Source organism: Bradyrhizobium sp. BRP19, assembly GCF_020194195.1.
Taxonomy (GTDB): Bacteria; Pseudomonadota; Alphaproteobacteria; order Rhizobiales; family Xanthobacteraceae; genus Bradyrhizobium; species Bradyrhizobium yuanmingense.
On sequence record NZ_JADYVZ010000010.1, the window covers coordinates 191,398 to 217,224 of the forward strand.

Consider the following 25,827-nt stretch of genomic DNA (forward strand, 5'->3'; position numbering starts at 1 on the left):
ACTGGTCCGGCTCTTGCTCTTGCCAGTATGAGAAATTTTGATAAACGTCATACTGTAAGGGCGAGCGAATGGAACGAGCAGCGATGCGGACTTTGCGGGCGGTCGAGCCCGGAACGGTGGCGCTGCTTGGCGGGCTCGTCGCCGCCAACATCGCCGCATGGGCCTGGGCCTTCACGCTGTTCGGCGACCGGCCGACGGTGATGGCGACGGCCTTGCTGGCCTGGGTGTTCGGCCTGCGTCATGCCGTCGATGCCGATCACATTGCCGCGATCGACAACGTCGTGCGCAAGCTGATGCACGGCGCCGAGACGCCGCGCAGCGTCGGCCTCTATTTCGCGCTCGGCCATTCCACCGTCGTCGTGGTGGCGACCATGCTGCTGGCACTGGGCGTCGTGAGCCTCGGCGGCGACAGCCTGCTCAAGGAGATCGGCGGTCTCATCGGCACCTCAGTCTCGGCCCTGTTCCTGCTTGCGGTTGCCGCGATCAACCTCGTCATTTTCGTCGGCCTGTGGCGGACGTTTCGCGCGGCGCGGGAGCAGGGCGTTCACGATGCTGCGCAACTCGATGCGCTGCTTGCCAGCCGCGGTATTCTGGCCCGGCTGCTCGGCCCGATGTTCCGCCTGGTGACGAAGCCCTGGCACATGTACCCGCTCGGCTTCCTGTTCGGCCTCGGCTTCGACACCGCGACGGAGATCAGCCTGCTCAGCATCTCCGCCAGCGAAGCCGCGCGCGGCGCCTCGCTCGCCGATGTGCTGGTTTTCCCCGCGCTGTTCGCCGCAGGCATGGCGCTGGTCGACACTGCCGATTCCGCGCTGATGGTGAGCGCCTATCGCTGGGCCTTCGTCGATCCCTTGCGCAAGCTCTGGTACAATCTCACGATCACCGGCGCCTCCGTCGCGGTTGCACTGTTCATCGGCGGGATCGAAGCGCTCGGCCTGATCGGCGAGCGGCTCGGTCTCTCCGGCGGCGCATGGGTGCTGGTCGAGGACCTCAACGAGTCGCTTGCCAATGTCGGCTTTGTCGTGATCGCGCTGTTTGCGGTCGCATGGCTCGTCTCGGTCGTGCTCTATCGCCGCATGTTCGGGAACGAGCCTCGCCGCGCCGGCACGAAAGTTTTGGAATGCACCGATGCGACCGAGGCGGCCTGAGCACGGTCGTCGCGGCGGCGCTTTGACGGCACTCTCGGTCCTGGCGCTGCTCGCGGATGACGGCCGCGCCCTCGCACAGAGCAATGACACCTCACGCGAACTGCCGCCGGTCGAGGTCAGTGGCGGCGCCACGCCCGGGCGCAAGATGACGGCCGCATCGCGCCGTGCCGCCAGATCGCCCGCGGCCGGCCGCCGGATCTTCGTGTCTTCCGCGACGGCGCAGGCGTCGGATCCGCGCAGTGCCGGCTCGGGTGCAAGGGCCGCAGCCGGCATGGCCAGCGAGATCACTGTCTCCGGCGACGAGATCAACGCGCGCCCTTTCACACGGCCGGGCGAGGCGCTCGAAGCCGTGCCCGGTCTGATCGTGACGCAGCATTCCGGCGAGGGCAAAGCCAACCAGTATTTCCTGCGCGGGTACAATCTCGACCACGGCACCGATCTGGCGATCATCGTCGACGGCGTCCCCGTCAACATGCGCACCCACGCGCATGGTCAGGGCTATGCCGATCTCAACTGGCTGATCCCGGAAACCATCGCCGCAATGGACGTGCGCAAGGGACCTTACTTCGCCGACGAAGGCGACTTCGCCTCGGTCGGAAGCGTTCACATCGGCCTGATCGACAGCACAAGGCGGCTGGCGCAGGTGAGCGCCGGCAGCTTCGGTTACCGCCGTCTGCTCGGCATGGATTCCGCGAAAGTTGGCGACGGTTCGCTGCTGGTGGCTGGCGAGATCGGTACCTACGACGGCCCGTGGGACAATCCGGACAAATTGCGAAAGCTCAATGGCCTCGTGCGCTACAGCCAGGGCACCGCGACCGACGGCATGTCGCTCACCGGCATGGCCTACGTCAACAAATGGAATGCGACCGACCAGGTGCCGCAGCGCGCCATCACCAGCGGCCTGCTCGGCCGTTATGGTTCGGAAGATCCGAGCGACGGTGGTCATGCCAACCGCTTTGCGCTGTCCGGGCGCATCGCGCAGACCGACGACATCGGTTCATGGAAGGCCAACGCCTATCTGGTGAAGAGCCAGCTCGACCTCTTCAATAATTTCACTTACTTCCTTGACGATCCCGTGCTCGGCGACCAGTTCCACCAGCACGACGACCGCTTGATGGCGGGCGCCAATGTCTCGCGCACGCTGGACGGCTCCTTTGCCGGCCTGCCGATGCAGACCACCTTCGGTCTGCAATCGCGCTATGATGCGATCGACCTCGCGCTCACCAATACGTTCCGGCGCGGCTTCATCGGCAATATCCGCAGCGACAAGGTCGGCGAGGGCAGCGTCGGGGTCTATGCCGAGAACACGGTGCGCTGGACCGACTGGCTCAGGACGACGTTGGGCTGGCGGGGCGATTATTACGCCGCCGACGTCACCTCTCTGTTCAACGCCGCAAATTCCGGTCGCGCCGATGCCGCGCTCGGCAGCCCGAAATTCAGGATGGTGCTTGGGCCGTTCAATCATACGGAATTCTTCCTCGGCGCCGGCTACGGCATGCACTCGAACGATGCCCGCGGTGCGACCACGACGGAGGATCCCACCGATCCCGCGACAAGGCTCACGCCGTCGCCGCTCCTGGTGCGCACCAGAGGCGCGGAGGTCGGGGTTCGTAGCAGGATCGTTCCCGGCCTCGAGAGCTCTCTCAGCCTCTTCATCCTGGACCAGGATTCCGAGATCCTGTTCTCCGGCGATGCCGGCGATACCTCGGCAACCCGCGCCAGCCGCCGCTACGGCTTCGAGTGGACCAACCATTACCGGCCGCGGTCCTGGATCGACATCGATGTGGATCTTGCAATGACGCATGCGCGCTTCCGCGGCCATGACGGCGAGCAGGCCGCGGTCTATGCCTCGCTCGCCGGCTATCCCGAGGCGCAAATCGGCAATGCGCCCGGCAACTACATTCCCAATGCCCCGGCGATGGTGGCATCGGCCGGAATAACGCTCGGCGAGAAGACCGGCTGGTTCGGCAGCGCGCGCTGGCGCTATATCGGCGCGAGCCCGTTGACCGAGAACAATGCGTTCCGCTCGCGGCCGACCGGCCTCGCCAACGCGCGGCTCGGCTACCGCAGCGAGAACGGCTGGCGCATCCAGTTCGACGTGCTCAACCTGTTCAACAGCAAGGCGAACCAGATCACCTATGCCTATGGCTCGCTGTTGAAGACCGATACGCTCTACAATCTCTGCGCCGCCAATGCCGCACCGGCCGCAGTCTGCGGGAACGGCGTGATGGACTATGTGCTGCACCCGGTCGAGCCGATGGCGTTTCGGGTCACTGTGGCCGGAATGTTTTAGGCCTGTTGCGCGAGCACACTGGGCTAGCCTGTCAAAGGATTTGCCTTCACGGTTGCTCGGACATCGTCAGGCGGCCGCGTGCTGGAGGGCGCGTCCTGCGCGCGGCGATGGCCGGCACGAGCGTGGGCGATTCCCCGGCGAGACGGAGCGCAAAATAGGCGATGGTCGCTTGAAGGCCGTCCTTCAATGCCACCCTCGGACGCCATCCCAGGATCTTCTCGGCGGCGTCGATCACAGGCTTGCGCCGCCTGGGATCGTCCTTCGGCAGGGGCTCGAAGCGCAGCGGGGACGCAGATTCGGTGCACGCCAGCACCTCACGGGCGATGGCCTCGATCGTGACCTCGTGCGGATTGCCGAGATTGCACGGACCGCTGACCGAGGCGGGGCTCTCCATCAGGAGCTGAAGCCCCCGCACGAGATCGTCGACGAAGCAGAAGCTGCGCGTCTGCGTACCCTTGCCGTAGATCGTGATCGGCTCTCCGCGCAGCGCCTGCACGATGAAATTTGAGACCACGCGGCCGTCGTTCTCGAGCATGCGCGGGCCGTAGGTGTTGAAGATGCGCGCGACCTTGATCTCCGTTCCGTGCATCCGCCGGTAGTCGAACATCAGCGTCTCCGCGGCGCGCTTGCCTTCGTCGTAGCAGGCCCGCGGCCCGACCGGATTGACGTTGCCGAGATAGGATTCCGGCTGCGGGTGCACCTCCGGGTCGCCGTAGACCTCGCTGGTGGAGGCCTGAAGAATCCGGGAGCCCTTCTGCCGCGCCAGTTCGAGCAGGTTGATCGAGCCCAGCACGCAGGTCTTCATCGTTCCGACCGGATCGACTTGATAATGGCGGGGCGAGGCCGGGCAGGCGAGGCTGTAGATCCGGTCGATCTCGCCCTCGATCTCGATGGCATCGCGTACGTCATGCTCGACGAAGCGGAAGTTCGGATGGTTGAGCAGGGGCCGGATGTTGTCGGTGGTTCCCGTGAACAAATTGTCCAGGCAGATCACCATGCTGCCGCGTTGCAGGAGCGCGTCGCACAGATGTGATCCGATGAAGCCGGCGCCGCCGGCGACCAGGACCGTCGGCGAGCGGCGGGACGCGTGGATGCGGGTCTGGAGCGTCATGACATGGCCTTTCAGAGTTGGGCGACCTGCATGGGGCGAACGACGGGGAGTGGCGCCGTCTTGCGGCGGCGCCGCGCGGCTGCCTCGGCGTAATAGGTCTCCAGCTGCCGTGCGCGATGGTCGGGCGTGTGATCGGCGAGAACCCGCCGCCGCGCGTTGTGGGCGATCGTGCGCCGTTGCTCTTCCGGCATGTCGCGCAGGATCTCGACGACCTCGCGCGGGCTGGCTGCCAGCAGGATTTCGTTCGAGGGCGCGAAGATCGTCTCGATCCCCTGCCAGCGGTCCGAGATCACGGGCGTGCCGCAGGCGGCGGCCTCGAACAGCCGGACGCTCGGGGAGAAGCCCAGCGCCTTCATGTCGGCGCGGGTGGCGTTCAGCGTGAAACGCTGCGCCGCGTAGAACTCCGGGTGCTGCTTCGGCGAGAGGTGCTCGATCCGCGTAACGTTGGCGGGCCAGGCGATATTGTCCGGATATTGCGCGCCGGCGACGACGAATTGATCCGACGGCAGCGTGCGCGCCGGTGCCAGCAGCAGCTCCTCGAGAACGGGCTGCCGGTCCTCGCTGTAGGTCCCGAGATAGCCGAGCGCCCATTTCGGCGGCGCCTGCTTCGGCGCGTAGATCTCCGCGTCTGCGCTGCAGTAAAGCACACGCGCGAGCGGACTGCCGTAGCTCTGCTCGATCATGCCGGGCACCGGTCCGCCGGTGAACGACAGATAGAGATCGAAGCGCGGGATCATTGCCGCCGAGAGATAGTCGAGGCCTTGCTCGAGCCGCGCCAGAGTGACTGGCGTGTCGATGTCGTAGAACGCGGTGATGCCCCTCGCGTGCGTCGTGGTCCATTCGGCGAGCGCGATCCCGTCAGGAACATAAGAGCCGATGATCACCAGATCGGCATCGCGGATCAGCTTGCCGAACTGGCGCGGAACATCTTTCGAAGAATGGTACAATTCGACAGTCCAGGCAGAGGGCTTGGTCAGGTCGCGGTGATCCCGATACCAGGGCACGTCCCGCTCCAGGAACGTGACGCGGTGACCTCGTCGCGCCAGCGCTTCGATCAGGGCGCGGTAGGTCGTGGCATGACCGTTGCCCCAGGACGAAGTGACCGAAAGACCGATGACGACGATGGAGAGGTTCATTCTGCTGCCTCGATTCGGGAGCTGTGGGCGACGAAGAGATCGTTGAACTGGCGGGCGCGCTGCCGGTAAGTGTGCTGGCTGAGGATGCGTGCGCGGGCGCGGCGGGCGATCGACCGGGCCCGCTCGGGATCGAGCGCGGTGAGGTGCTCGGCCACCTCGGCTCCGTCGGCGGCCACCAGCACCTCGCGGCCGGGTTCGAGGAAATGATCGATGCCGGCCCACTCGTCAGTGATCAGGCACGCGCCGGCGCCGATCGCTTCGAACACCCGCGTCGGCGGTGAGAAGCCATAGCGCGCCATGCTGTCGCGATTGACGTTGAGCGTGGCGAGCGCGGAGCCGAAGAACGCGTTGTGATCGGCGGTGCCGACATGGCCGACCTTGCGCAGATTGGCGGAGGCGTCCTTGTCGTCCCAGCCGGAGCCGCCGAGCACGAAGGACTTTTCGGGCAGATGGCGTGCAACGTCGAGGAAGAAATGCTCAACGCGCGTCTCGCGGTCGGGCAGGCGGTTCGCCAGCAAGCTGAGATCGCAGGCAAAGCGCGGATTGGGCGGTGACGGAAAATGCGTGGAGGGATCGAGTGCGTTGTAGATCGGCACGCAGTCCCGCGCGCCCACCGATCGATACGCGGAGACGACGGGTTCGCCGCCGCCATAGGTCAGGACCATGTCGTAGTATGGGATCGCGCGACGCAGATGATGCTGCGGATCGCTTTCCATCGCCTCGAGCGTGGCGGGAGCATCGACGTCCCAATAGATCCGCGTCAGCCGCGAGGGCAGCGCGGCGACGGCGTTCTCCAGCTCGAGATCAAAGACGCCGACGCCGCTGGCCTTGACCAGCATGTCGGCCGATTGTGCGGCGGTGTCGAGCGCGCGGCGCCAGCCGTCGGCGGTCGCGGGATAGACCACCACCCTGGCCCAATCCGGCTCGTCGATGTCGCGATGCGACTGGCGGTCGAAGGCGTCGGGTTCGTAGAAGGTGACCTCGTGGCCGAGCGCCGCGATCTCCTTCAGCATGCCACGGTAGTAGGTGGCAGCGCCGTTCCAGTAGGACGAGACGAGGCTGGATCCGAAGAAGCAGATCTTCATGCAACGGCTCCGATGTCGTGCTGAGGCCGTGCCGAACGGCTGGAATCCCTGAGGTTGGTGACGATGTCGATGAGCTGCTCGGCGCGGTGGCGGCAGGTATGACGATCCCTGATGACCTTCAGGCCGGTTGCCACCATCGCGGCAGAGAATTCCGGATCGTCGATGACGGCGCGAAGCGCCTGCTTCGTCTGCGCGCCGTCGGCAACGCTGAGATAGGCGCCTTCGGGGAATAATCCTTCCGCATCCGACCAGGGTGCAGAGACCAGGGGAATGCCGCAGGCCAGCGCCTCGAACACGCGGATGGTCGGGATGCCCGGAAGCAGGGCGACGTAAGGCCCGCGCGGCACGTGAATGGTTGCGCGCGCGCCCGCGAAGGCGACGGGGGCCCAGTGCGCCGGCAGCCAGCCGCCATAGCGGATGCCTGCGCTCCTGATGGTGCGGAGCGCATCATCCGAATAGCGCACGCCATGGACGCTGGCGCGGAGCTTCATCTCCGCCACGGGCTCGACCAGGAACTCGTTCAGCTCGGCGCTGCGCTCGCCGTCGCCCCAATTGCCGATCCAGACCAGATCGCCGGTCCGCTCGACCTGGGGCAACGGGTGATACAGCGCAACGTCCGCTGCCTCGTGCCATGTGAAGACCCGGTCTGCCCAGCCGAGCTTCAGATAGATCTGCCGAAGCACCTCGCCGAAGGCGAGCACGCCGTCGAATCCGTCGAGATCGAATTGCGCAAGCTCGTCGGGCGCGCTGACCGCACGGTGATGGGTATCGTGAAAGAGCAGGGTGAAGGACCCGCCTTGCACCCGCCTGCGCCCGATCTGCGCGATGAGATCGGGCGAATTCCATTCATGCACGATGACGAGATCCGCGCCATCAAGCGCCCGCTCGAGATCGAGGCTGGTGTCGTAGCGGCGGATGTCGATGCCGGGGAAGAGGGCGGGAATGTCCTCCATCGCATGACTCCCTCCTTCGCGGATGGCGTTCAGGCGGCTCCAGCCGTCGATGGGCTCGAACACGACGACCTCGTGCCCGAGCGCATGGAGCTCGCGCGCATAGCCCCGCAGGAAATGCGCGTTGCCGTTGTTCCAGCAGGAGGTGAAGGCATGATAGAACAGGACGCATTTCATGCGCGCACCTCGATTTGGCTGGCCGCGGCGCTCGTCCGGCGCGATGCGATCAGGTCCCGGTAGAGACCAAGATAGGCGCTCGTCATGCGCGTCAGCGAATAGGTCAGGGATTGCTCATAGGCGGCCCGCTGCAGCTTTGCGCGGCCCATCTCGTCAGCGCAAAGATCTGCCAGAGCCCGGTGCAGCGCCTCGCTGTCGGCGGGATCGACGAACAAGGCGGCGCCGCGCCACAATTCCCTGAAGGTCGGCATGTCAGAGAGGACCAGCGCGCAGCCGGCGGCGGCGGCTTCCAGCACCGAGAGACCGAACGGTTCATAGAGTGCGGGGCTGACGAAGATCGCTGCATGCTGCAAACGCGTCTCCAGCGCCGCGTGCGGCAGCTCTCCGAGCCAACTGACACCCGCGGGCTGACGTGCGTTGATAGGACCGGCCACCTCGACCGGCCAATCCAGCCCGGGCGCGGCGGCGGCGAGTGCTTCGATGTTCTTGGCACGGTCCCACAGCCGTCCTGCCGCGAAAATCACATCCTGCTTTCGCCCAGACGGGGCGCGCGGCGAAATTCCGTTCCAGATCACCGCGCCGCGCGATCGCGGCTGGTAGATCGCCGTGATGTCGTCGTGGAAGGCCCGGCTCGGACAGACCCAGGCCTGCGCCGTGTCGAGCGCTGCGGCCACCCGCTCGCTATAGTGGCGCCATTTGGGCTCACCAAGCCAGGCGGTATCGCGACAGGCGAGCGCCCAGGAGTTCACGCAGGAATGCGCGACCAGCACGGTCGGGGCCGCCCAGGCAAAGGACGCCTCGCGAAAGCTGTTCAGATGCACGACGTCGGGCGACAACCTGGCTTCGAGCTTCGCAAGCACGCGCCTTGCGTCGGAAACGTTTTGGCCCTCCGGGTCCTGCCATTCGAGTGCGAGGTCCGTCTCGATCAGGTGAACGCTGGTCTCGTGCAGCATCTGACGCTGATCGACGCGCGCCCGCGGGCCCAGCGTCACCAGCGTGACGTCGGCCCCGGACGCAGCGAGACTTGTGGCGAGGGCGCAGGAATAGGTCCACACGCCGCCAACCGTGTCAGTCGTCATCATGATCCTGATGTCGGCGCCACGGTTCATGAGGCCACCTGGAGTTCGAGGCTGTCGAGCGGCACCGGGCGATCGTTCTGCACGTCGCTGAACTGGTCGAACATCGCGAGATAGTGCCGGTGTGCGCGCTCCCAGGCGACGTCGTCGGGCTCGCCCCAGAGCCTGCGGTAGTCGGGAGAGCCGGGATAGGGATAGAGCGGCACCGGATCGTTGGCCCAGACGCCGGCATCCTGCATGGTGCGGCGCCAGCGCTGCACCACGGGATCGTCGTCCTCGGGCACCTCGATCAGGTTGGCCTGCACGAAGGGGACGTGGCGGCGGGCTTCGACCAGCCGGTCGGCGAGCTGATCCGTCGTCATCTTGCAATTCTTGGCGAGGGCCGCGCGCCCTTCCAAGGTGAGGCTCTCGATGCCGGCTTCGATCGAGACGCAGCCGGCGCGCCCGAGCAGGGCGAGCATGTCGGGCTTCCAGAGGTCGATCCGCGTCTGCACGCCGAACTTCAGCCCGCGCGTCGTCAAGCCTTCCAGCAGCTCGCGATTAGGAAGGAAGATCTCGTCGATGAAGTAAACGTACTCGATGCCATGACGGTGCAGACGATCGATCTCTCCGAGAATGACGGCGGGTGGCCGCTTGCGATAGGCGTTGCGGAAATTCTCCTTGGCGCAGAACGTGCAGTTGTAGGGGCAGCCGCGCGAGGCCTCCACCTCGGCGCCCGGTGCGGTCGGCGCGGCCTCGAAGCGGTGATGATGGTGATGGTGACGCCGGATCATATCCTCCGGCCAGTCGAGCGCGGGCTGATCGCTGAACGCGACCGCCTGGGGCCCGCCATTGACCCGGAGCGAAGCACCGTCGGCGAAACACAGGCCGGGGAAGTCCCGTTCGCCATTGGCGAGACGCAGCAGGGACGCCTCGCACTCGCCCATCACGACGATATCGACGCCGAGCTTCTTCAGCGCGGTCTTCGGCGTGGTCGAACCATGCGGGCCGACCGCGATCAGGGTCGGCGCAAGATCCCGCACCGCGATGGCGAGCTGCTGCGGTACGCGCAGCTCGGGCGGCGCGCAGCGCCAGAACAGATAGGTCGGTGCGGTGGTGAAGACGATCTGGCCGGGACGAAAGGCGCGCAGCTCGGCCTCGATGTCGCGGAGAGAGAGATCGAACATATGCGCATCGAGCAGCAACGTGTCGTGGCCGGCCGCCTTTAGATAGTGCTGGGAGATGCCGAGCTCGAGCGGCAGGTGAGGCGAGCGGCAGCCGAAATAGATGCTGCCCGAAAAATCCCAGTTCGGATTGATGAGGGCGACCCGCGTCATGCCAGGGCCTCGCTTCTGTCCTGTGATCCGAAGCGGCTGTCGAGCCAGGTGTGGAGCGAGCGCAGGCCATCGGCGAGAGGCATTTGCGGCGTCCAGCCGAGCGCGGTGGCGAGGGCCCGCGTGTCGGTCACGTACCAGGGCTGATCGCCCGGTCGCCAGTCCGCAAAGCGATAGCTGAGCTTGCGGCCCGTCAGCTCTGTGATGCGGTCGATCAACTCGAGCAGGCTGATCGCATTCGCAGGACCGCCGCCGAGATTGAAGACGCGCCCGCGCGCCAGCGCGATGTGGTCGAGCGCCGCGAGCCAGGCGCTCACAGCGTCCGACACGTGCAGCGCGTCGCGGACCTGCTTGCCATCGCCATAGATCGTCAGCGGATTGCCGCTTATGGCGCTGAGCAGGAAGTGTGCGATCCAGCCCTGGTCCTCGGTGCCGAACTGCCGCGGCCCGTAGATGCAGCTCATGCGCATCACCACGGTCTGCAGCCCGAACACCCGGGCATAGTCGTGGACGTATTGATCGGCGGTGCCCTTTGAGCATCCATAGGGACTGTAGAAGTCCAACGGCGCGTTCTCCGAAATGCCGCCGGCGAGCAGATCGTTGACCGGCGTGTAGCGACGGCCGGTGAGCGCGATCTCGCTGTCCTCGATCAGGCGCCCGTAGACCTTGTTGGTCGAGGCGAAGATCACCGGGGCCGAGGCGTTGTGCAGGCGGACGGCTTCGAGCACGTTCAGCGTGCCACGGGCGTTGATCTCGAAATCGGCCGAGGGATCGCTGACGCTGTCGGTGACGGCGACCTGGGCCGCGAGGTGCAGCACGGCGCGTGCCTCGCGCACGGCGTCGATCACCGGAATGGGGTCGCGGATATCGGCCACCGTGATCGCGACGCGGTCGCCATGCCGGGATTTCAGCCATTGCGCGTTCTCGCGCACGCCGGCGCGGGCGAGATTGTCCAGCACCAGCACACGGTCGCCGCGCTCGGCCAGACGGTCGGCGAGATTGCAGCCGATGAAGCCGCAGCCGCCGGTGACCAGGACAGGTCTGTTGTCTTGTTCACTCATCACGCGACCAACCCTCGTTGCAGCAGCTCACGGGTCGCCCGCTCCGCCTGATCATCGGCGATCTGGTCGGCGAGGTACCCGGCGAGCTCTTCGAGCCCGTCCTTGAACGCGACATGCGGCTCGAAGCCGAGCAGGTCGCGTGATTTGCCGATGTCGGCGAAGCAGTGCCGGATGTCGCCAGCACGGTATTTCCGTGTGATCTCGGCAGCGATCTCACACCGTCCCATCACCTGGGCAAGATCCTCGGCTACCGACAGAATGGTGCGGCTCTGGCCCGAGCCGACGTTGAAGACGTCCTGGGCGTGGTCGGATTCGAGCGCCATGCGGCAGGCGCGGGCGACATCGTGCACGTGGACGAAGTCGCGCCGCTGCAGGCCGTCTTCGAAGACGAGCGGCGGCCGGCCATTGAGCAGCCGCGCGGCGAAGATGGCCAGCACCCCGGTATAGGGATTCGACAGCGCTTGCCGCGGACCGAACACGTTGAAGAAGCGCAAGCCGACCGTCGGAATGCCGTAGGCCTTGCCCGTGATCAGGCACATCCGCTCCTGCGCATATTTGTTCAGCGCGTAGATCGAGCTCAAAGACGGCTGCTTGGTCTCAGGCGTAGGCACGGGATCGAGCGCATGGCCTGCATGATCCCGCAGTTCCCACTCTCCTTGGCGAAGCTGCCCGATCGGTCGTTCGTCGCAAGCCACGACGTTGCCGACGGCATCACGATACAGGCCCTCGCCGTAGATGCTCATCGAGGACGCCACCACCAGCCGTGCGACCGGTCGCTTCGCCAGCGCCTGCAGCAGCACGGCGGTGCCGAGCTCGTTCGTCCTGACATAGGGCTCGATGTCGTACATGCTCTGGCCGACGCCGACGGCGGAGGCGAGATGCAGGACCATGTCGGCGCCGCGCAAGGCCTGTTCGACGGCGACGCTGTCCGTGACGTCGCCGACCACGAGCTCGGCATCGTCCGCGAGATAAGCGGGCCGCTGACGGTTGCCGCCATGGACCTGCGGAGAGAGATTGTCGAGAAGGCGGACCTCATAGCCAGCCGCAAGCAGCACGTCGGCCGTATGCGAACCGATGAATCCCGCGCCTCCGGTAATCAATACTCGCGTCATTCACCGCTCCGTGCCGCATGGGACCGATCCGTTCGGGACCAGCCGATGATGAGAGTTGAAGCGCGCCTTTGCTTGGTCGGGCGACCTGCGCGCCAGTCACGTCTGGGAGTTAGAAGCGGTGCAAGGAATGTTCGTTCCTGCGAAACCTACAAACGAAAGTTTCTCTAACCTGGATCAATAACCCAAGTGAATCCCAGCTAGAATCCCGGCTAGAAATGCGCGCCATGAAGTGGCGCCGGCAGGTCGAGATGTCTTGCAACCGTCGCGCCGATGTCGGCAAAGCCGGCGCGTCGGCCGATCGGAGCCGTTGACTGCGCGGTCCACGCCAGGATCGGGACCTGCTCGCGCGTATGATCGGTGCCGCTCCAGGTCGGATCGCAGCCATGATCGGCGGTGATGATGAGGAGATCGTCGCTTCGCAGCCGGCTCAGCAGCTCGGGGAGGCGGGCGTCGAAAGCTTCGAGCGCCGCTGCGTAGCCGGCGACGTCGCGGCGGTGGCCGTAGAGCGTGTCGAAATCGATGAAGTTGGCGAACAAAAGCCCGCCTTCTGCAAGGCCTCCAAGCCCATCGAGCGTGGCATCGAACAGCGCTGCATTGCCGTCGCCGCGCAGGTTTCTCCCGGTGCCGCGATGAGCGAAGATGTCGTCGATCTTGCCGACCGTGACGATGTCGCGGCCGGCAGTTTCTGCAAGGTCGAGGATGGTTCGCTCGGGCGGCGGAACCGAGAAATCGCGCCGGTGCGAGCTGCGCTTGAAATTGCCTGCGTCCGTTCCGACGAACGGACGCGCGATGACGCGGCCGATGTTCAGGGGATCGACCAGCCGTCTCGCGATCGTGCAAACGTCGTAAAGCCGCTCAAGCCCGAACGTCTCCTCGTGCGCCGCGATCTGGAACACGCTGTCGGCCGAGGTGTAGCAGATCGGCTCGCCGCTGCGCATGTGGCGCTCGCCGAATTCGGCGATGATGTCGGTGCCGGAGGCGTGGCAGTTGCCGAGGATGCCGGGCAGTCCGGCTTGTTCGCACAGCTTTGTTACGAGATCGCGCGGGAAGCAGGGCTGGATCTTTGGAAAATAGCCCCAGTCGAACGCGACAGGCACGCCGGCGATCTCCCAATGGCCGGATGGCGTGTCCTTGCCCCTCGATATCTCGCTGGCGCATCCATGGCGCGCACCCTGAACCCGGCCGTCGAGCCCGGGCGGGACGCGCCCCGTCGCAAGGCGGCAGGCCTCGCCGAGGCCGAGCACCACGAGATTTGGCAGGCACAGCGGCCCCTCCCGCTGCGGACTATTGGCACGCCCGGCCATGCATGCATCCGCAATGTGGCCGATGGTGTCGGCACCTTCGTCGCCGTAATTGGCGGCGTCGGGCGCGGCGCCGATTCCGACGGAATCCATCACCAGGATCAGGGCACGCATGTCGGCTCCCTGATCGGCGGGGAGATGCCACTAGAGGAGGCGAGACCGGTCTTCGTGCAGTAGCGCTCGACCATCTGCGCGCAGAAATCGGCGAACTCGTTCACGTCGAGCGGCGGGCTGGTATGATGCGGTTCGAGACCGCGGTGTTCCGGCGTGAAGCAGAACGTCACGGTGACATCGAACTCGGCCAGTGCATCCATCTGGCGGTCGAACCAGTCCAGCGCGTTGGGACGGAAGCTGTCGGCCCATGACAGGCCGGTCCGCAAGTGCCTCACGCCGAAGCGGCGCATCCAGCGCACGGCGTCATCAAGACGATGGTCCTCGAAATGAAACCACTGGCAGAGGCCCATGTCGGCGGCGTATTGGCCGAACAGCTCCGCTGCGGCTTTCGGCGTTCCATCCTCGCGCAGCAGGCCCATGTGGAAATGCCGGTAATAGGAGGACCCCTCGGCCTCCTTGTGCCGCGTGGTCGCCTCCCAGGCCGAAGGGAGATCATAGAGGCTGTACCAGTGGATGCGCGGCGCGCGGCCGATCAGAAGGTCGGCGGTGCGCGACAGGCCCCAGGCTTGCACCTCCTCGGCGCCGAACGAGGAGACGCCGACCTCGGTCACCCAGACCGGGAGCGAGGTAACAGCCTTGATCTCCTCGATCTTGGCCGGCCATTCTCCGATCTGCCATAAATTCCAGTCGAGCGGAAAGCCGTGCACGGCGACGGCGTCGACGTGATCGAGCACGCCACGCGCCTGCATGCTGCGCATGAAGGACGGGTCGATCGGCGAAATGCCGCCGAGCACGCGCGGCAAGGTCGGATGCGCGCCGCGGATGGCCTTGCCGGCCGCGAGCGCCAGGTTGGCAAACATCGCCCAGTCCGGGTCGATCAGGAGGTCCCAATGCGACTTGTTGTTGGGCTCGTTCCAGATCTTGGCCGCCTCGATCATCGGCTCGCCTCCCGTGACGGATAAACCGGCCCGTCGACCTGCGGCCGCGTCGTGCGCTTGCACAGATAGACCTCCTCTTCCGGATGGGCCGCGATGGCAAAGCCGGCGCTGCGCAGCATGGCCTCGACGCAGGCGCGATTGGGCACCCACCAATTGGTGGGGTCGTCGGCATATTTGTGCTCGATGAAGTGCAGCTTCGGGTAGCCGGAGGAATCGAACTGATCGGTAGTCCAGAAGTCGTAATTCTTCTCGATCGCATCGACCCGGCTGTCGCCGCGCAGCATCGACTGAAACAGGAGGAGATCGCCGGCGACGTGCTCATGGATCAGGTCCAGCGCCAGCAGCGGGTGTCGCAGATGGTAGAGCACGCCCATGAAGATCACGAGGTCGAACTTTTCGCGCAGCTGCCCGACATCATAGGCCGACATCTTGCGGAATTCGATCCTGAGCCCGTTCACCTCGGCCGCGAAGCGGGCCTGGGCCAGATATTCTTCGTCGGTGTCGAGGCCGAGCACGCGTTCGGCGCCGCGCCGCTTCATCTCCATGGCGTAAAAGCCGGCATTGCAGCCGATATCGAGAACGGTCTTGCCTTCGAGCCGGTCCGGAATGATGCCGGAGAAGCGCTGCCACTTCACATTGGGGTAGTCGCCGAGAAAGTGCGACGGCGCTGTCGGCACGCCCTTGAGGTCGAGATTGTGAAACCATGGCCCCAGCGCATCGACGCGCTGGCGGATTTCCTCGCGGGAGAGGGCGCCTCTGGTCATGCAATCGCTCCGTTATTCATTGAGACCGGCCGGGCCCCGTCCGATGAGGCGCGGGTCCGCGACTTGGAACGGCCCTCGACGCCCTCGGCGAGCAGGGCCATTGCCGTGCGATAGCCGTCGATGGTGCCGACATCGACGTAGGATTCGCCGGCCTTGACCCCGATGCCGTTGCCGCCGGCCGAAAGGTAGGCATTGACCAGCGTCCCGAAATATTCGTCGCGGCGTTCGCGTGCGTGCCACAGCGCCTGGAGCTGGCGGAAGCCGTGGGCCGACATCTTGAAAGCACCCCAGATCCAGCGCGAGGCTGCATTCGGCTGCTTGACCTGGATCTCCGTCACCTGCTCGCCGTCCAGCACCACCGCATCGAAGAATTCGGGGTGCTCGACCGGGAACAGCAGGAACGAGAGGTCTGCCTCGGGCAGGGATTGCAGGGCCGCCTTGGGAAACCACACCGTGTCGGGCAAGCCGACCATGACGTCTTCGTGCCGCCCGACGACGGTGCTTGCCCTGAACACCGCGTCGCACAGGCCGGAGGCTTCGGGCTGCACCACATAGGCGAGCTCGGCGCTGCCGTAATGGTCGCCGAAATATTCGAGGATGTCGGACTTGCCGGGCGAGATCACGAAGCAGATCTTGTCGGCGCCGCCGAGGATGAGGCGCTCCAGCAGATATTCGGAGACGGCGCAGGGACGATCGGTACCGTCGTCGCGCCGGCTGCCGACCGGCAGCAATTCCTTCGAGAAGGCGAGCGGCTGAATACGGCTGCCGCGGCCCGCGGCCGGAACGATGCCCCACATGATCAGGCCTCCTCGATTTGTTGCCGGCTGACCCGGCTCGACGCAATCTGCTCGAGCATCGAGATCAGTTCACGCGCCCGCTTGTCGGATGTGTGCTGGTCCATGGTGCGCTCATAGGCGCGCAGGGCCATGCGCCTGAGCTCGGCATCCGGCATCGCGAGTGCGGCAAGCGCGTCGTGCTCGTCGCGTGCGATCAGGATCTCTTCTCCGGGCGCGAAGAAGTCCGCTATTCCGGGCCAGTCGTCGCTCAGCAGCGGGGCACCGCAGGCCGCGGCCTCGAACAGCCGGCCGGACGGGCACCAGCCCATCTCCGCCATGGCCCGGCGGGTGACGTTGAGGGTCAGCCGCGATGAGGCAAAGAACGGCGCGTGCTCGGACGGCGGCAGGTGCCGCACGAAATAAATGTTGGGCGACCATGGGAAATCGTCCGGGTACTGCGCGCCGCCGATCAGGAAGCGGAGATCCTGGCGCGCCCGCGCGGGCGCGACGAAAAGCGCCTCGAGCGTGCGCTGGCGGTCTTCGGAGTAGGTGCCGAGATAGGACAAATCGGCGCGATAATGCGGCTGCGGCGTAACCGGATGGTGGATGTCTGTGTCGACATGCCCATAAAGCGGCAGGGTGTCGCGCGCGCCGAGCCTGGTGCGGAATTCGTCCGCAACGTGAGGCCCTCCGGTGAAGCTGAGCACCAGCGCGAAGTCCCGCAGGCCGCGCGGGCCGATATAGGGGACAGCCTCGCCGGCGATGAGCCTTGCCAGCGTAACCGGAGTATCGAGGTCGTAGAACACGGGAACGGCACGATCCTCAGCGAGAATCAGCTCGGTCGCGGCGATCGCATCGGGGCAATAGGAGGTCACGATCGCGACGTCGGCATCACGGATTTCGGCGCTTGCCGCCTGCCGCACGTCGTCCCAGTTCGCGAACAGCCGGAGCGCGCCACCCGGCAGCTCGTAGAGATCCCGGGCACCGGCATAATAGGGCACGTCGCGCTCGAAGAAGACGACGCTGTGTCCCGAACGCGCGAGATGCTTGCAGAGGCCGCGCCACAGGGTGGCGTGACCGTTGCCCCAGGAAGACGAGATTGTCAGGCCGAAGACGATGATCTTCACGCCGTCACCCGTTGGTTGATCCTGGTGATCTTCATGCCGCTTCTGTCGGCGCGGAGCGTGCTGATGCTGGCCGGATCGATCTCGATCGAAAGAAACTGGTCGAGCGGCGTGCGCGAATAGTGCAGCAGCGCGGCGCGGATCGGCTCGGCGTGGCTGACGAGGACGACGGCGTCGAGATTGCGGTCGCCGCGCAGCTGCTCCAGATGAGCGACCATGCGGTTCTGAAGCGACCGCATGCTCTCGCCGCCGGGCGGGCGGCTGGTGCCGCGTCGCCCATTCCAGCGCGACCATCGGGGATCCGGCGCCAGCTCGTCGAACGATCGCCCGGTCCATTCGCCATAATCGAGTTCGTCGAGGGCAGGAACGATCTCGACCGGCAGCCTGAAATGCGCCGCGAGGATGCATGCCGACTGCATACAGCGCCGTTGCGGGCTGGACTGAATGAGCGATGGCCGCGGCGCGATGGTGCCGGCACAGCGCGCCATTTCCTCACAGCCGAGATCGTCGAGCGCGACGCCTTTCATCCGGCCGCACAGGATGCGGCCGAGCAGGGCGTGATGACCGTGCCGGACGAGATGGATGATCCCAGCCATCACGCAAACGCCTTGTCGTCGATGAAGGCGCGTGTCCGCCGTCCGGCCTCCTCGTCGGTGAACTGCTGCGGCGGCGATTTCATGAAATAGCTCGAAGGGCCGGTCAGCGCTCCGGCCTGGCCGCGGTCCATGGCGAGCTTGGCACAGCGCACCGCGTCGATCACGACGCCCGCCGAATTCGGGGAGTCCCAGACCTCGAGCTTGACCTCGGCGCTCAGGGGAACGCCGCCAAAGGTCGTTCCCTCCAGGCGGATGAAGGCGAGCTTGCGATCGGTGAGCCACGGCACGTGGTCGCTCGGTCCGACATGGATGTTGTCGGGGTCCATGGGGACGTCGAACTGGCTGGTCACGGCCTGGGTCTTGGAGATCTTCTTCGAGGCCAGCCGCTCCCGTTCGAGCATGTTCTTGAAATCGGTATTGCCGCCGACATTGAGCTGGTAGGTGCGGTCGAGCCGCACGCCGCGCTCGCGGAACAGGTTGGCGAGCACGCGATGCAGGATGGTGGCACCAACCTGGCTCTTGATGTCGTCGCCGACGATCGGCAGGCCCGCTTCCTCGAAGCGGCGCTGCCACTCCGGATTGGAGGCGATGAAGACCGGAATGCAATTGACGTAGCCGCAGCCGGCCTCGATGGCGCGCGCCGCATACCATTCGCTGGCGCGCTGCGAGCCGACCGGAAGATAGGAGACCAGAACGTCGGTGCGGGACATCGCCAGCACTTCGGACACGTCGGCCTCCGGCACGTTCGCAATTGGAACGTCGTCGGTGAGATAATGCCCGATGCCGTCCAGGACCGGTCCGCGTTGCACGATGACGCCTGTCGGCGCGACGTCGGAGAAACGGTGCGTGTTGTTGGGCGAGGCGAAGATCGCATCGGCGACGTCGCGGCCGACCTTGTTGGCGTTGACGTCGAACGCCGAAGCGATCTGGATATCGCTGATATGGTAACCGCCGAGGTCTGCATTCATCAGTCCCGGGACCGGCTCGTTCGACTTGGCGTTCCGGTAGTAGGTGAGGCCCTGGACGAAGGAGCTCGCGCAATTGCCGACGCCGACGAGTCCGACGCGCACGCGGCGCCTGTGTTGGAGACGAGAATGCATGGAATGAAGCCCTCCGGAAGCATGCGGCGTCGGTGCAAGAGTCGGTGTAAGTACGTCGGCGAACGTGTGGAAGGTATGTTCGTTCCTGGGAAGGAGATGCGAGCGGCACGCCGTGGGCCGATTCATCGCGACAAAATGCGACGCGCTTAACATGGGATAAAGTCCCGTACCGCCAGCTCGGAACGAACGACTTTCATGATGAAGATGAAGAAGATGATGCTCGCCTCACGCGGACCGTTTCGTATCTGCCGCGAAGAACCAATCACTGCGGCCCGCGTTTGTCGGCCAATGGTTCGATGCGGTGCGGGCGTTCATCGCCCGCCTAGTGAACGAGGTGTGACATGACATCCAAGGCACAGAACAGCGAAGCCCACGAGACCACCGATCACAACGTCATCCAGAAATGGGCCGAAGAACGCGGCGGGAAGCCGGCGACCGTGAAGGCGACGGAGGAGGGTGGCCACGCCGGAATCCTGCGTATTGATTTCGATCCGCCGGATGAAGCGTTGGATCGCATCAGCTGGGACGCGTTCTTCGAGAAGTTCGATGAAGCCGGCATCGCGTTCCTGCATCAGGATCGAACCAAGGACGGCAAGCTCAGTCGATTCCACAAGTTCGTGCGACATTAGCGACCGCGCGACATGGCGGGCGGCTGGGCGGAAGCGATCAGGGCGGGCGATTTTGGGCGCGCCTGGCGGATCAACGATCGAGATTTGCTGGAGATCGCGCATCCGCCGAAGCACACTGGCCCGCGTCACCTCCAGCGGATCTGGCGCGGCGAGGAGCTGAGGGATAAGCACGTGCTGGTGCGCTGCTATCACGGACTCGGCGACACCATCCAGTTCCTGCGCTTCATGAAGCCGCTTCGCGCGATTGCGCGCAGCGTCACCCTGTGGTGTCAACCCGAGCTGCTGCCGATGGTCGAGGGCGCAGCGGGCGTCGATCGCGCCATTCCGCTGCATGATGGTGCGCCCGAGAGCGCTTTCGAGGTCGACATCGAGATCATGGAGGTGCCGCACGCTATCAGAGCGCGCCGCGATCAGGTCGAGATGCGCGTTCCCTACCTGACGCTCCCTCCTGTTGCCGTACAACCGCTTCGGCTGCAAAGTCTGGCCGTCGGCCTGGTCTGGAAAGTCGGTGAGTGGGACAAGCGGCGGGAGGTTCCGGCCGTCTTGCTGCGCAATCTCGCTGGATCCGGCGTGACGCTCCATTCGCTTCAGCGCGGGACGAGCACCGAAGAGCTCGCGACGATCGGGGCACGGGACATCAGCACGTCTGATATCGTCGCTCTCGGCCATCGCCTGCGGCAGCTCGATCTCGTCGTATGTGTCGACACCATGGTGGCACACCTTGCGGGCGCGCTGGGATGCGAGGCCTGGGTCTTGCTGCATGCCGATTGCGACTGGCGCTGGCCCCAATCCGGTGCGCGTTCGTTCTGGTACCCGAGCCTGCGGCTGTTTCATCAAACACGGCCGGGCGATTGGGTCGATGTCATCGCCGACGCCCGCAACGCGCTACGGGTGCGGCTCGAAGGAGGTCGAACGACCGCGGCGATGTGATTTCCAGACGTTCTTTCCAAGACATTGATGAGGAACGAGCGCCGCCCACGCGCTTTGGTGCAACGCCCTCGCAATGGAAAGACGCTCATGCAAAGTTCCGACGCCGGTGTGTCGACTGCCAGCCTGTCGCAGGTGACCGACGATATCTGGATCGTGAACGACAAGCCGATCAACGCCGCCGGCCTGCAACTGCCCGTACGGATGACTGTCATCCGCCTGTCGAACGGCGACCTCGTGCTGCATTCGCCGGTGAGATATTCGCCGGCTTTGCGCCAAGAGCTGGAGCGGCTGGGCACGATCAGATACCTGCTGGCGCCGAATATTGCGCACTGGATGTTCCTGCCAGAATGGCAAAGGCAGCTGCCGCAGGCCGCGATCTTTGCTGCGCGCGGCCTTGCGGCGCGCAGGCAGGTGCGGGCGGCCGGCCTCCGCGTCGATCGCGAGCTTGGAGACACGACGCCGGAGGAATGGGCCGCCGACCTCGAAACGGTGTCGGTGAATGCTCCGATGTTCTCGGAGGTCGAGCTGTTCGACAGGCGGAGCCGGACGCTGGTTCTGACGGATATCGTGCAGAACCTCGATCCCCACCACCTCAGCGCCTCGAATACAGCCGCGGCGAGCCTGCTCGGCATTGCCAAGCCGGACGGGAAGGCCCCGGTCTATCTGCGGCTGCTGCTCCGCCTCGGCGGCCGTTCGGCGCGGGCTGCGGGCGAGCGGCTCGTGAAGCTGGCTCCGGAGCGGGTGATCTTTGCGCATGGCGACTGGTTCGAAACACAGGGAACGGCACGCCTGCGGCGATCCCTGCGCTGGCTGCTTCCCGCGGACGTCTCGGGACGCGAGCACGGGCAGATGGTCGGCACGCGCGTCGTCATCACCGGCGCCTCCAGTGGAATCGGCCGCGCCGCGGCGCTGGCCTTTGCCCGCGAGGGCGCAAGCGTGGTCCTCGCCGCACGCCGCGGCGAGGTCTTGATGCGGCTTGCTGCGGATTGTGAGGCGCTCGGAGGCCGGGCCCTGCCCGTGCCGACCGACGTCACTGACGCGGAGGCGGTGCAGCGTCTGGCCGGTGAGGCGGATGAGGCCTTCGGCGGCATCGACGTCTGGATCAACAACGCCGGCACGGGCGTGTTCGGGGCCTATCAGGATGCAGACATCGCGCTTCATCGCCGGACCATCGAGGTCAATCTGCTCGGCACCATGCATGGCGCGTTCGCGGTGCTTCCGATCTTCCTTCGCCAGAACCGCGGTGTCCTGATCAACAACATTTCGCTTGGCGGCTGGGCGCCGACGCCCTTTGCCGCAGCCTATACCGCCAGCAAGTTCGGCCTTCGCGGCTTCACCGCAAGCTTGCGTCAGGAGCTCCGGGCTCATCCCGGCATTCACGTCTGTGGCGTTTTTCCGTCCATGGTCGATACGCCGGGCTTCGTCCACGGCGCCAACGTCTCCGGACGAAGGCTCGATCCTGGTCCGCTGCTTTATCAATCCGAAGATGTAGCCCAGACCCTCCTGCGCCTCGTCCGCGCGCCGCGTGACGAGATGGCCGTGGGGTGGCCGGCGCGCGCCGGGCAACTGGCCTATGCGGTTGCTCCTGAGATCACCGAGAATGTCATCGGAGCCGCATTCCGCTGGCTGCTGTCGCGCGCGCGTCCAGCAGCAAGGAACGAAGGCACCTTGCTCGAAGCGGGTCCGCAGGGCACGTCCGTCGACGGCGGCTGGCTGGTGCGGAAGCAGGTTCCGCCGGCCGCTGTGCTCAGCAAGGGGCTCGTGGTGCTCGGGATCGCTGCCGGCCTGGCATTCGCGGCATCGAGGGCGGGCCGTTCCAGACCCCGCGCGAGGACGCGGCGGCGCCGCGCGTGATCTCGCGCCGAGGACCGACGGCGATGCCCGCCCGCCGGACCGCAGATGGCTCCGGCGCCGGAACGAAGCCCTGAGACCGCGCGTTCCTGCGGGAACACCCGAGGACCAGACGTTGCCGCGCTATCATTTTGATTTGGTGGATTCTGAAACCGTAGCCGACGAGGGAGGTGCCGATTTGCCGGACGACATCAAGGCTCTGGATGTCGCCGAAGAGATTGCGCGGCGCCTGCTCGAGGAGCGTCCCGAGCTTAAGGGCCGCCACCTCTCGATCCTCGTCACGAACGAGGATGGTGAGGAAATCGGCCGGATGCCGCTGGATGTAGTGCACTGAAGCGGTGATCTGACATGACGTTCATGATTGGGGTGATCGCCGACACGCATGGACTGCTGAGGCCCGAGGCGGAGCGCTGCCTCGCCGGCGTCTCGCACATCATCCACGCCGGCGACATCGGCGCCCAGGCGGTGATGGACGGGCTTTGCCGCATCGCACCCGTCACCGCGATCAGGGGAAATGTCGACCGGGGCACGTGGGCTGAACGCTTTCCCGAAACACAAACGCTGCGCCTCGGCGGCCGCAGCTTCCACGTCCTGCACGACCTCAACGAGCTGACGATCGATCCTGCCGAGCTCGGGATCGATGTCGTGGTCTCAGGGCATTCCCACCGCGCGCGGATCGACACCGTCAACGGCGTGCTTTATCTGAATCCAGGCAGCGCAGGGAAGCGACGCTTCAAGCTGCCGATTACGCTGGCAACGCTGGAGCTCGATTCCGGCAGGCCGCTGCGGCCCGTCATTCATGATCTCGACAGGGTCTGACGCTAGGCCGGCGACCGCCGCCTAGTGCGTCTTCGATTTCTGCCACCGCTCCAGATCCAGCGGCGGCCGTTCCGGATCGATCTGTTCCTTCTCGGGATTGCCTTGCCAAGGCTTATCCGTCTGCCGGTGCGTCGGCATATCGGTCTTCCGGCGCGGATCGTCGAGCGGTGTCTCTCGCGGATCGGTTTCAGGTTCAGTCGCCTTTGGCATGTGTTTCCCCGTCGAGAGTTTCCCTGTCGAGCTCGCAGGATGGGCTGCGGCAGCACCCTCTGATCAACCCGGCACGTGGCGCGGTGTTCCCTGTCTCGCGCTGCGGCGATCGGCGCAGGAACGACCCCTGCGACAACTCATTGTTCTATTTCGACATTGCGAACCATCGACACAGGAGCAGCACATGTCAAAGATGCCTCCAGTTCCCGAAGAACAGCGGAGCAACAAGGGACCTGGTTCCGATCCGGCCGTCGAGCCGACAGAACGGGAGCCGGGCCGCGAGAATTTCGATACCCAGGGCCGCCACGGCAACATCAAGCAGAACACGACCAACCAGGGTTACCAGCAGGATCGATGATGCTCGACCTCAACAGATGCACCAAGAGACAGTCGATGAGCAGGACAGGTCTGGTGCTGCTCGCCGTGCTGGCGACCGCCTCCGCCGGAGCGGCATTCGGGCAGGGAGGTGGTGGCGGCGGGGGAGGAAGCGCCGGTGGCGGGGCGGCCGGGAGCACGTCGTCGGCGCCCGGGACCAACTCGGCCGGGACAGCGCAATCGAGCGGCGGCTCCGGCCCACGGGGATCGACGACCGTCGGCCGACCCGGCAATCCTGCAGGCGGCACCAATATCGGACGCATCGATGGGACCGTCACGCCCGGACCCTCGCTGCAGGGCGACGACCAGATTCGTTCGGAGACCTCCCGCGATTCCGAGGCGGATCGAAAGATCAAAGGCATCTGCAGGGGATGCTGAGTCCATGATGCTGACCCCTTGATCAGCAGGGCTATCGCATTTGAGTTTTTCCCTGCGGCCATCCTTCGAGACGCCCGCTTGAGGCGGGCTCCTCAGGATGAGGTCGGAGTGCGCGGCAGCAGTTTCAACGGGCACTGACACCGATTAGCCTCATCCTGAGGAGGCGCGTCAGCGCCGTCTCGAAGGACGAGGCGTGCGCGCAGACCGCCGCCACAAGTCATATGCGATTGCGCTGCCCCTGATCAGGACGCCGGCTTGACCGGCGTCCAGTCCAGGTCCGCATCATCGCAAGGCTCGGGGTCGGCCGGGCAAGGCCTGATCTTCAACTCGTCCTCGAGCACCGCCTCGCCCTCGGCATGCTCGACCAACCCCGCCTCATCGGCTCTCTCCAGCGCTTCCTCCTTGGTCGGAAACGTGCGGCTCATCTTCTCTCCGTCCTTGAACAGGGCGTATGCCATGATCGCCTCTCTGGCTTCCGTCGCTACGCGCTATGCGATTTCCCTGAGGTTACTCAGGGTCGACAATCCGAGGCCACCCAAAGCAAGCAAGAACGATCTTCTCGGCATGTGCATCTCCAACATGTGAGCGACAGACGCAGCGTGATATCGAACGTTCCTATCGGGAATGAAGCCGATGACCAATCGCGCACGCGTGCCGACGAACGTCTCGCTCGCCTTAACGCATGTTAGTCTCGATCAATTGGCACGATTGATCGCAAGCTCGATCCCAGTGAGATGCTGATCGCCATAGGAACGTGTCCGTCTAGCATGGCTTAATTCCGCATCGGAAGTGCCGAGCCGCGCACGAGTTCACCACATGCAAGACAGACAAAGCAATTTCCCGACGTCCGCAGGCGTCCTTCTCGGACTTGGCCTCGGCGCATTCTTCGACGGCATCGTCTTTCATCAGCTGCTGCAATGGCATCATATGTTAAGCGGCTGGTATCCGCTCGATTCCATCGAGAACATCACCCTCAATACGACTTGGGACGGCATCTTTCACAGTACCGCCTATGTCCTCGTGCTCGCTGGGCTTTATCTGTTATGGCAGCGGGCACGCCGAGGCGCGCCGCGGTGGTCCCGCTCGCAGTGTCTCGGGACGATCCTGATCGGGTGGGGCATCTTCAATCTCGTCGAAGGCGTGATCGATCACCAGATCCTGAGATTGCATCATGTGAACGAGACCGTGCCCGACGGCCAGCGCATTTTCTGGGATATCGGCTTCCTGCTGTGGGGAGCTGCGATGATCGTCATGGGCGTTGCCATGGCACGCGCGGGCGCGCAGGAGGGAGTGCATGCGAAAGGCAGCTTACAGGCTCGTTAGAAACACGCCGCCGGCTCTGGTCTACGTGATGTTTCTGCTGCTGCTCGTGCTCGCGACGGCGCCGGCGTTTCGGCCAGTGCTGTTCGGCCTCTCCGTCGACGATCTCTTGCAGTTGCGCTGTTTTTCGCCGGTCTGAG

28 protein-coding genes are annotated in these 25,827 nt (G+C 65.3%); 11 read left to right on the top strand and 17 right to left on the bottom strand.

The features are described 5' to 3' along the window. Nucleotides 1–68 precede the first annotated feature (68 nt). Together I6F36_RS26725 and I6F36_RS26730 are read left to right on the top strand one after the other, a co-directional pair. Nucleotides 69–1,148, top strand: coding sequence for a HoxN/HupN/NixA family nickel/cobalt transporter (locus I6F36_RS26725; protein WP_225128978.1), 1,080 nt, complete (start codon nt 69–71; stop codon nt 1,146–1,148). Beyond that, nucleotides 1,129–3,441, top strand: a complete 2,313-nt coding sequence (locus I6F36_RS26730; RefSeq protein WP_225128979.1) for a TonB-dependent receptor — start codon at nt 1,129–1,131, stop codon at nt 3,439–3,441. The genes I6F36_RS26725 and I6F36_RS26730 overlap by 20 nt, the downstream gene beginning before the upstream one ends. A 46-nt stretch (nt 3,442–3,487) precedes the next feature. On the opposite strand, the gene I6F36_RS26735 is transcribed toward I6F36_RS26730, so the two are convergent. The 15 genes from I6F36_RS26735 to I6F36_RS26805 all read right to left on the bottom strand — a co-directional run bounded on the left by I6F36_RS26735 (nt 3,488) and on the right by I6F36_RS26805 (nt 19,175). Then, nucleotides 3,488–4,552: a UDP-glucuronic acid decarboxylase family protein gene (locus I6F36_RS26735; RefSeq protein ID WP_225172497.1), complete on the bottom strand. Its 1,065-nt coding sequence runs from the start codon at nt 4,550–4,552 to the stop codon at nt 3,488–3,490. Nucleotides 4,553–4,563: 11 nt separating this feature from the next. After that, nucleotides 4,564–5,688: a glycosyltransferase gene (locus I6F36_RS26740; protein WP_225172498.1), complete on the bottom strand. Its 1,125-nt coding sequence runs from the start codon at nt 5,686–5,688 to the stop codon at nt 4,564–4,566. Continuing rightward, complete coding sequence (locus I6F36_RS26745; protein WP_036023658.1) at nt 5,685–6,773, bottom strand: glycosyltransferase; 1,089 nt, start codon at nt 6,771–6,773, stop codon at nt 5,685–5,687. The genes I6F36_RS26740 and I6F36_RS26745 overlap by 4 nt, the downstream gene beginning before the upstream one ends. Further along, on the bottom strand, nt 6,770–7,900 hold the full coding sequence (locus I6F36_RS26750) for a glycosyltransferase (RefSeq protein WP_225172499.1): 1,131 nt from the start codon (nt 7,898–7,900) through the stop codon (nt 6,770–6,772). Before I6F36_RS26750 ends, I6F36_RS26745 begins: the two co-directional genes overlap by 4 nt. Next, nucleotides 7,897–9,009: a glycosyltransferase family 4 protein gene (locus I6F36_RS26755; RefSeq protein ID WP_225172500.1), complete on the bottom strand. Its 1,113-nt coding sequence runs from the start codon at nt 9,007–9,009 to the stop codon at nt 7,897–7,899. Before I6F36_RS26755 ends, I6F36_RS26750 begins: the two co-directional genes overlap by 4 nt. Continuing rightward, nucleotides 9,006–10,292 (bottom strand): TIGR04295 family B12-binding domain-containing radical SAM protein, encoded by a 1,287-nt coding sequence (locus tag I6F36_RS26760; RefSeq protein ID WP_225172501.1) that lies wholly within the window; start codon nt 10,290–10,292, stop codon nt 9,006–9,008. Before I6F36_RS26760 ends, I6F36_RS26755 begins: the two co-directional genes overlap by 4 nt. Continuing rightward, a complete protein-coding gene (locus I6F36_RS26765; RefSeq protein ID WP_225172502.1) occupies nt 10,289–11,350 on the bottom strand; it encodes an SDR family NAD(P)-dependent oxidoreductase in 1,062 nt (353 codons plus the stop codon). Before I6F36_RS26765 ends, I6F36_RS26760 begins: the two co-directional genes overlap by 4 nt. Continuing rightward, nucleotides 11,350–12,462, bottom strand: a complete 1,113-nt coding sequence (locus I6F36_RS26770; protein WP_036023669.1) for an NAD-dependent epimerase/dehydratase family protein — start codon at nt 12,460–12,462, stop codon at nt 11,350–11,352. Before I6F36_RS26770 ends, I6F36_RS26765 begins: the two co-directional genes overlap by 1 nt. A 209-nt stretch (nt 12,463–12,671) precedes the next feature. Next, complete coding sequence (locus I6F36_RS26775) at nt 12,672–13,877, bottom strand: phosphopentomutase (protein ID WP_225172503.1); 1,206 nt, start codon at nt 13,875–13,877, stop codon at nt 12,672–12,674. Further along, the gene (locus I6F36_RS26780; RefSeq protein WP_225172504.1) at nt 13,865–14,815 is read right to left on the bottom strand and encodes a beta-xylosidase; all 951 of its coding nucleotides are present in this window, start codon (nt 14,813–14,815) and stop codon (nt 13,865–13,867) included. Before I6F36_RS26780 ends, I6F36_RS26775 begins: the two co-directional genes overlap by 13 nt. Beyond that, nucleotides 14,812–15,579 carry a TIGR04290 family methyltransferase gene (locus I6F36_RS26785; protein WP_074448197.1) on the bottom strand — a complete coding sequence of 256 codons (768 nt, stop codon included), beginning with the start codon at nt 15,577–15,579 and terminating at the stop codon, nt 14,812–14,814. The genes I6F36_RS26780 and I6F36_RS26785 overlap by 4 nt, the downstream gene beginning before the upstream one ends. Next, nucleotides 15,576–16,376: a nucleotidyltransferase family protein gene (locus tag I6F36_RS26790; protein WP_109144243.1), complete on the bottom strand. Its 801-nt coding sequence runs from the start codon at nt 16,374–16,376 to the stop codon at nt 15,576–15,578. The genes I6F36_RS26785 and I6F36_RS26790 overlap by 4 nt, the downstream gene beginning before the upstream one ends. A gap of 2 nt (nt 16,377–16,378) precedes the next feature. Then, nucleotides 16,379–17,482: a glycosyltransferase gene (locus tag I6F36_RS26795; protein ID WP_225172505.1), complete on the bottom strand. Its 1,104-nt coding sequence runs from the start codon at nt 17,480–17,482 to the stop codon at nt 16,379–16,381. Beyond that, nucleotides 17,479–18,075 (bottom strand): histidine phosphatase family protein, encoded by a 597-nt coding sequence (locus I6F36_RS26800; protein WP_109144241.1) that lies wholly within the window; start codon nt 18,073–18,075, stop codon nt 17,479–17,481. The genes I6F36_RS26795 and I6F36_RS26800 overlap by 4 nt, the downstream gene beginning before the upstream one ends. Further along, nucleotides 18,075–19,175, bottom strand: a complete 1,101-nt coding sequence (locus I6F36_RS26805; RefSeq protein ID WP_225128995.1) for an inositol-3-phosphate synthase — start codon at nt 19,173–19,175, stop codon at nt 18,075–18,077. Before I6F36_RS26805 ends, I6F36_RS26800 begins: the two co-directional genes overlap by 1 nt. Nucleotides 19,176–19,516: 341 nt before the next feature. On the opposite strand from I6F36_RS26805, the gene I6F36_RS26810 reads away from it, so the two are divergent. The 5 genes from I6F36_RS26810 (at nt 19,517) to I6F36_RS26830 (ending at nt 23,404) form a co-directional block, all read left to right on the top strand. After that, complete coding sequence (locus I6F36_RS26810) at nt 19,517–19,804, top strand: hypothetical protein (protein ID WP_057029924.1); 288 nt, start codon at nt 19,517–19,519, stop codon at nt 19,802–19,804. Between the two features lie 12 nt (nt 19,805–19,816). Continuing rightward, nucleotides 19,817–20,734, top strand: coding sequence for a hypothetical protein (locus tag I6F36_RS26815; protein WP_225172506.1), 918 nt, complete (start codon nt 19,817–19,819; stop codon nt 20,732–20,734). 87 nt (nt 20,735–20,821) lie between these two features. After that, nucleotides 20,822–22,588, top strand: coding sequence for an SDR family oxidoreductase (locus tag I6F36_RS26820; RefSeq protein WP_225172507.1), 1,767 nt, complete (start codon nt 20,822–20,824; stop codon nt 22,586–22,588). Nucleotides 22,589–22,700: 112 nt separating this feature from the next. Further along, a complete protein-coding gene (locus I6F36_RS26825; protein ID WP_036005044.1) occupies nt 22,701–22,919 on the top strand; it encodes a hypothetical protein in 219 nt (72 codons plus the stop codon). 14 nt (nt 22,920–22,933) lie between these two features. Next, nucleotides 22,934–23,404 (top strand): metallophosphoesterase family protein, encoded by a 471-nt coding sequence (locus I6F36_RS26830; protein WP_225155723.1) that lies wholly within the window; start codon nt 22,934–22,936, stop codon nt 23,402–23,404. 21 nt (nt 23,405–23,425) lie between these two features. Here the strand turns inward: I6F36_RS26830 and I6F36_RS26835 are convergent, their stop codons facing one another. Beyond that, on the bottom strand, nt 23,426–23,614 hold the full coding sequence (locus tag I6F36_RS26835) for a hypothetical protein (RefSeq protein ID WP_036005037.1): 189 nt from the start codon (nt 23,612–23,614) through the stop codon (nt 23,426–23,428). A gap of 184 nt (nt 23,615–23,798) precedes the next feature. Between I6F36_RS26835 and I6F36_RS26840 the strand changes: the two genes are divergently transcribed. Together I6F36_RS26840 and I6F36_RS26845 are read left to right on the top strand one after the other, a co-directional pair. Then, complete coding sequence (locus I6F36_RS26840) at nt 23,799–23,972, top strand: hypothetical protein (protein WP_192893250.1); 174 nt, start codon at nt 23,799–23,801, stop codon at nt 23,970–23,972. A 35-nt stretch (nt 23,973–24,007) separates the two neighbouring features. Further along, nucleotides 24,008–24,367: a hypothetical protein gene (locus I6F36_RS26845; protein ID WP_082641518.1), complete on the top strand. Its 360-nt coding sequence runs from the start codon at nt 24,008–24,010 to the stop codon at nt 24,365–24,367. Between the two features lie 242 nt (nt 24,368–24,609). Here the strand turns inward: I6F36_RS26845 and I6F36_RS26850 are convergent, their stop codons facing one another. Then, entirely contained in the window at nt 24,610–24,825 is a 216-nt protein-coding gene (locus tag I6F36_RS26850; RefSeq protein ID WP_225145867.1) for a hypothetical protein, read from the bottom strand. A gap of 358 nt (nt 24,826–25,183) precedes the next feature. Between I6F36_RS26850 and I6F36_RS26855 the strand changes: the two genes are divergently transcribed. Both I6F36_RS26855 and I6F36_RS26860 read left to right on the top strand, forming a co-directional pair. Then, nucleotides 25,184–25,690, top strand: a complete 507-nt coding sequence (locus I6F36_RS26855) for a DUF2243 domain-containing protein (RefSeq protein ID WP_225172508.1) — start codon at nt 25,184–25,186, stop codon at nt 25,688–25,690. Beyond that, nucleotides 25,662–25,826, top strand: coding sequence for a hypothetical protein (locus I6F36_RS26860; RefSeq protein ID WP_156447251.1), 165 nt, complete (start codon nt 25,662–25,664; stop codon nt 25,824–25,826). The genes I6F36_RS26855 and I6F36_RS26860 overlap by 29 nt, the downstream gene beginning before the upstream one ends. Nucleotide 25,827: the final 1 nt, after the last annotated feature.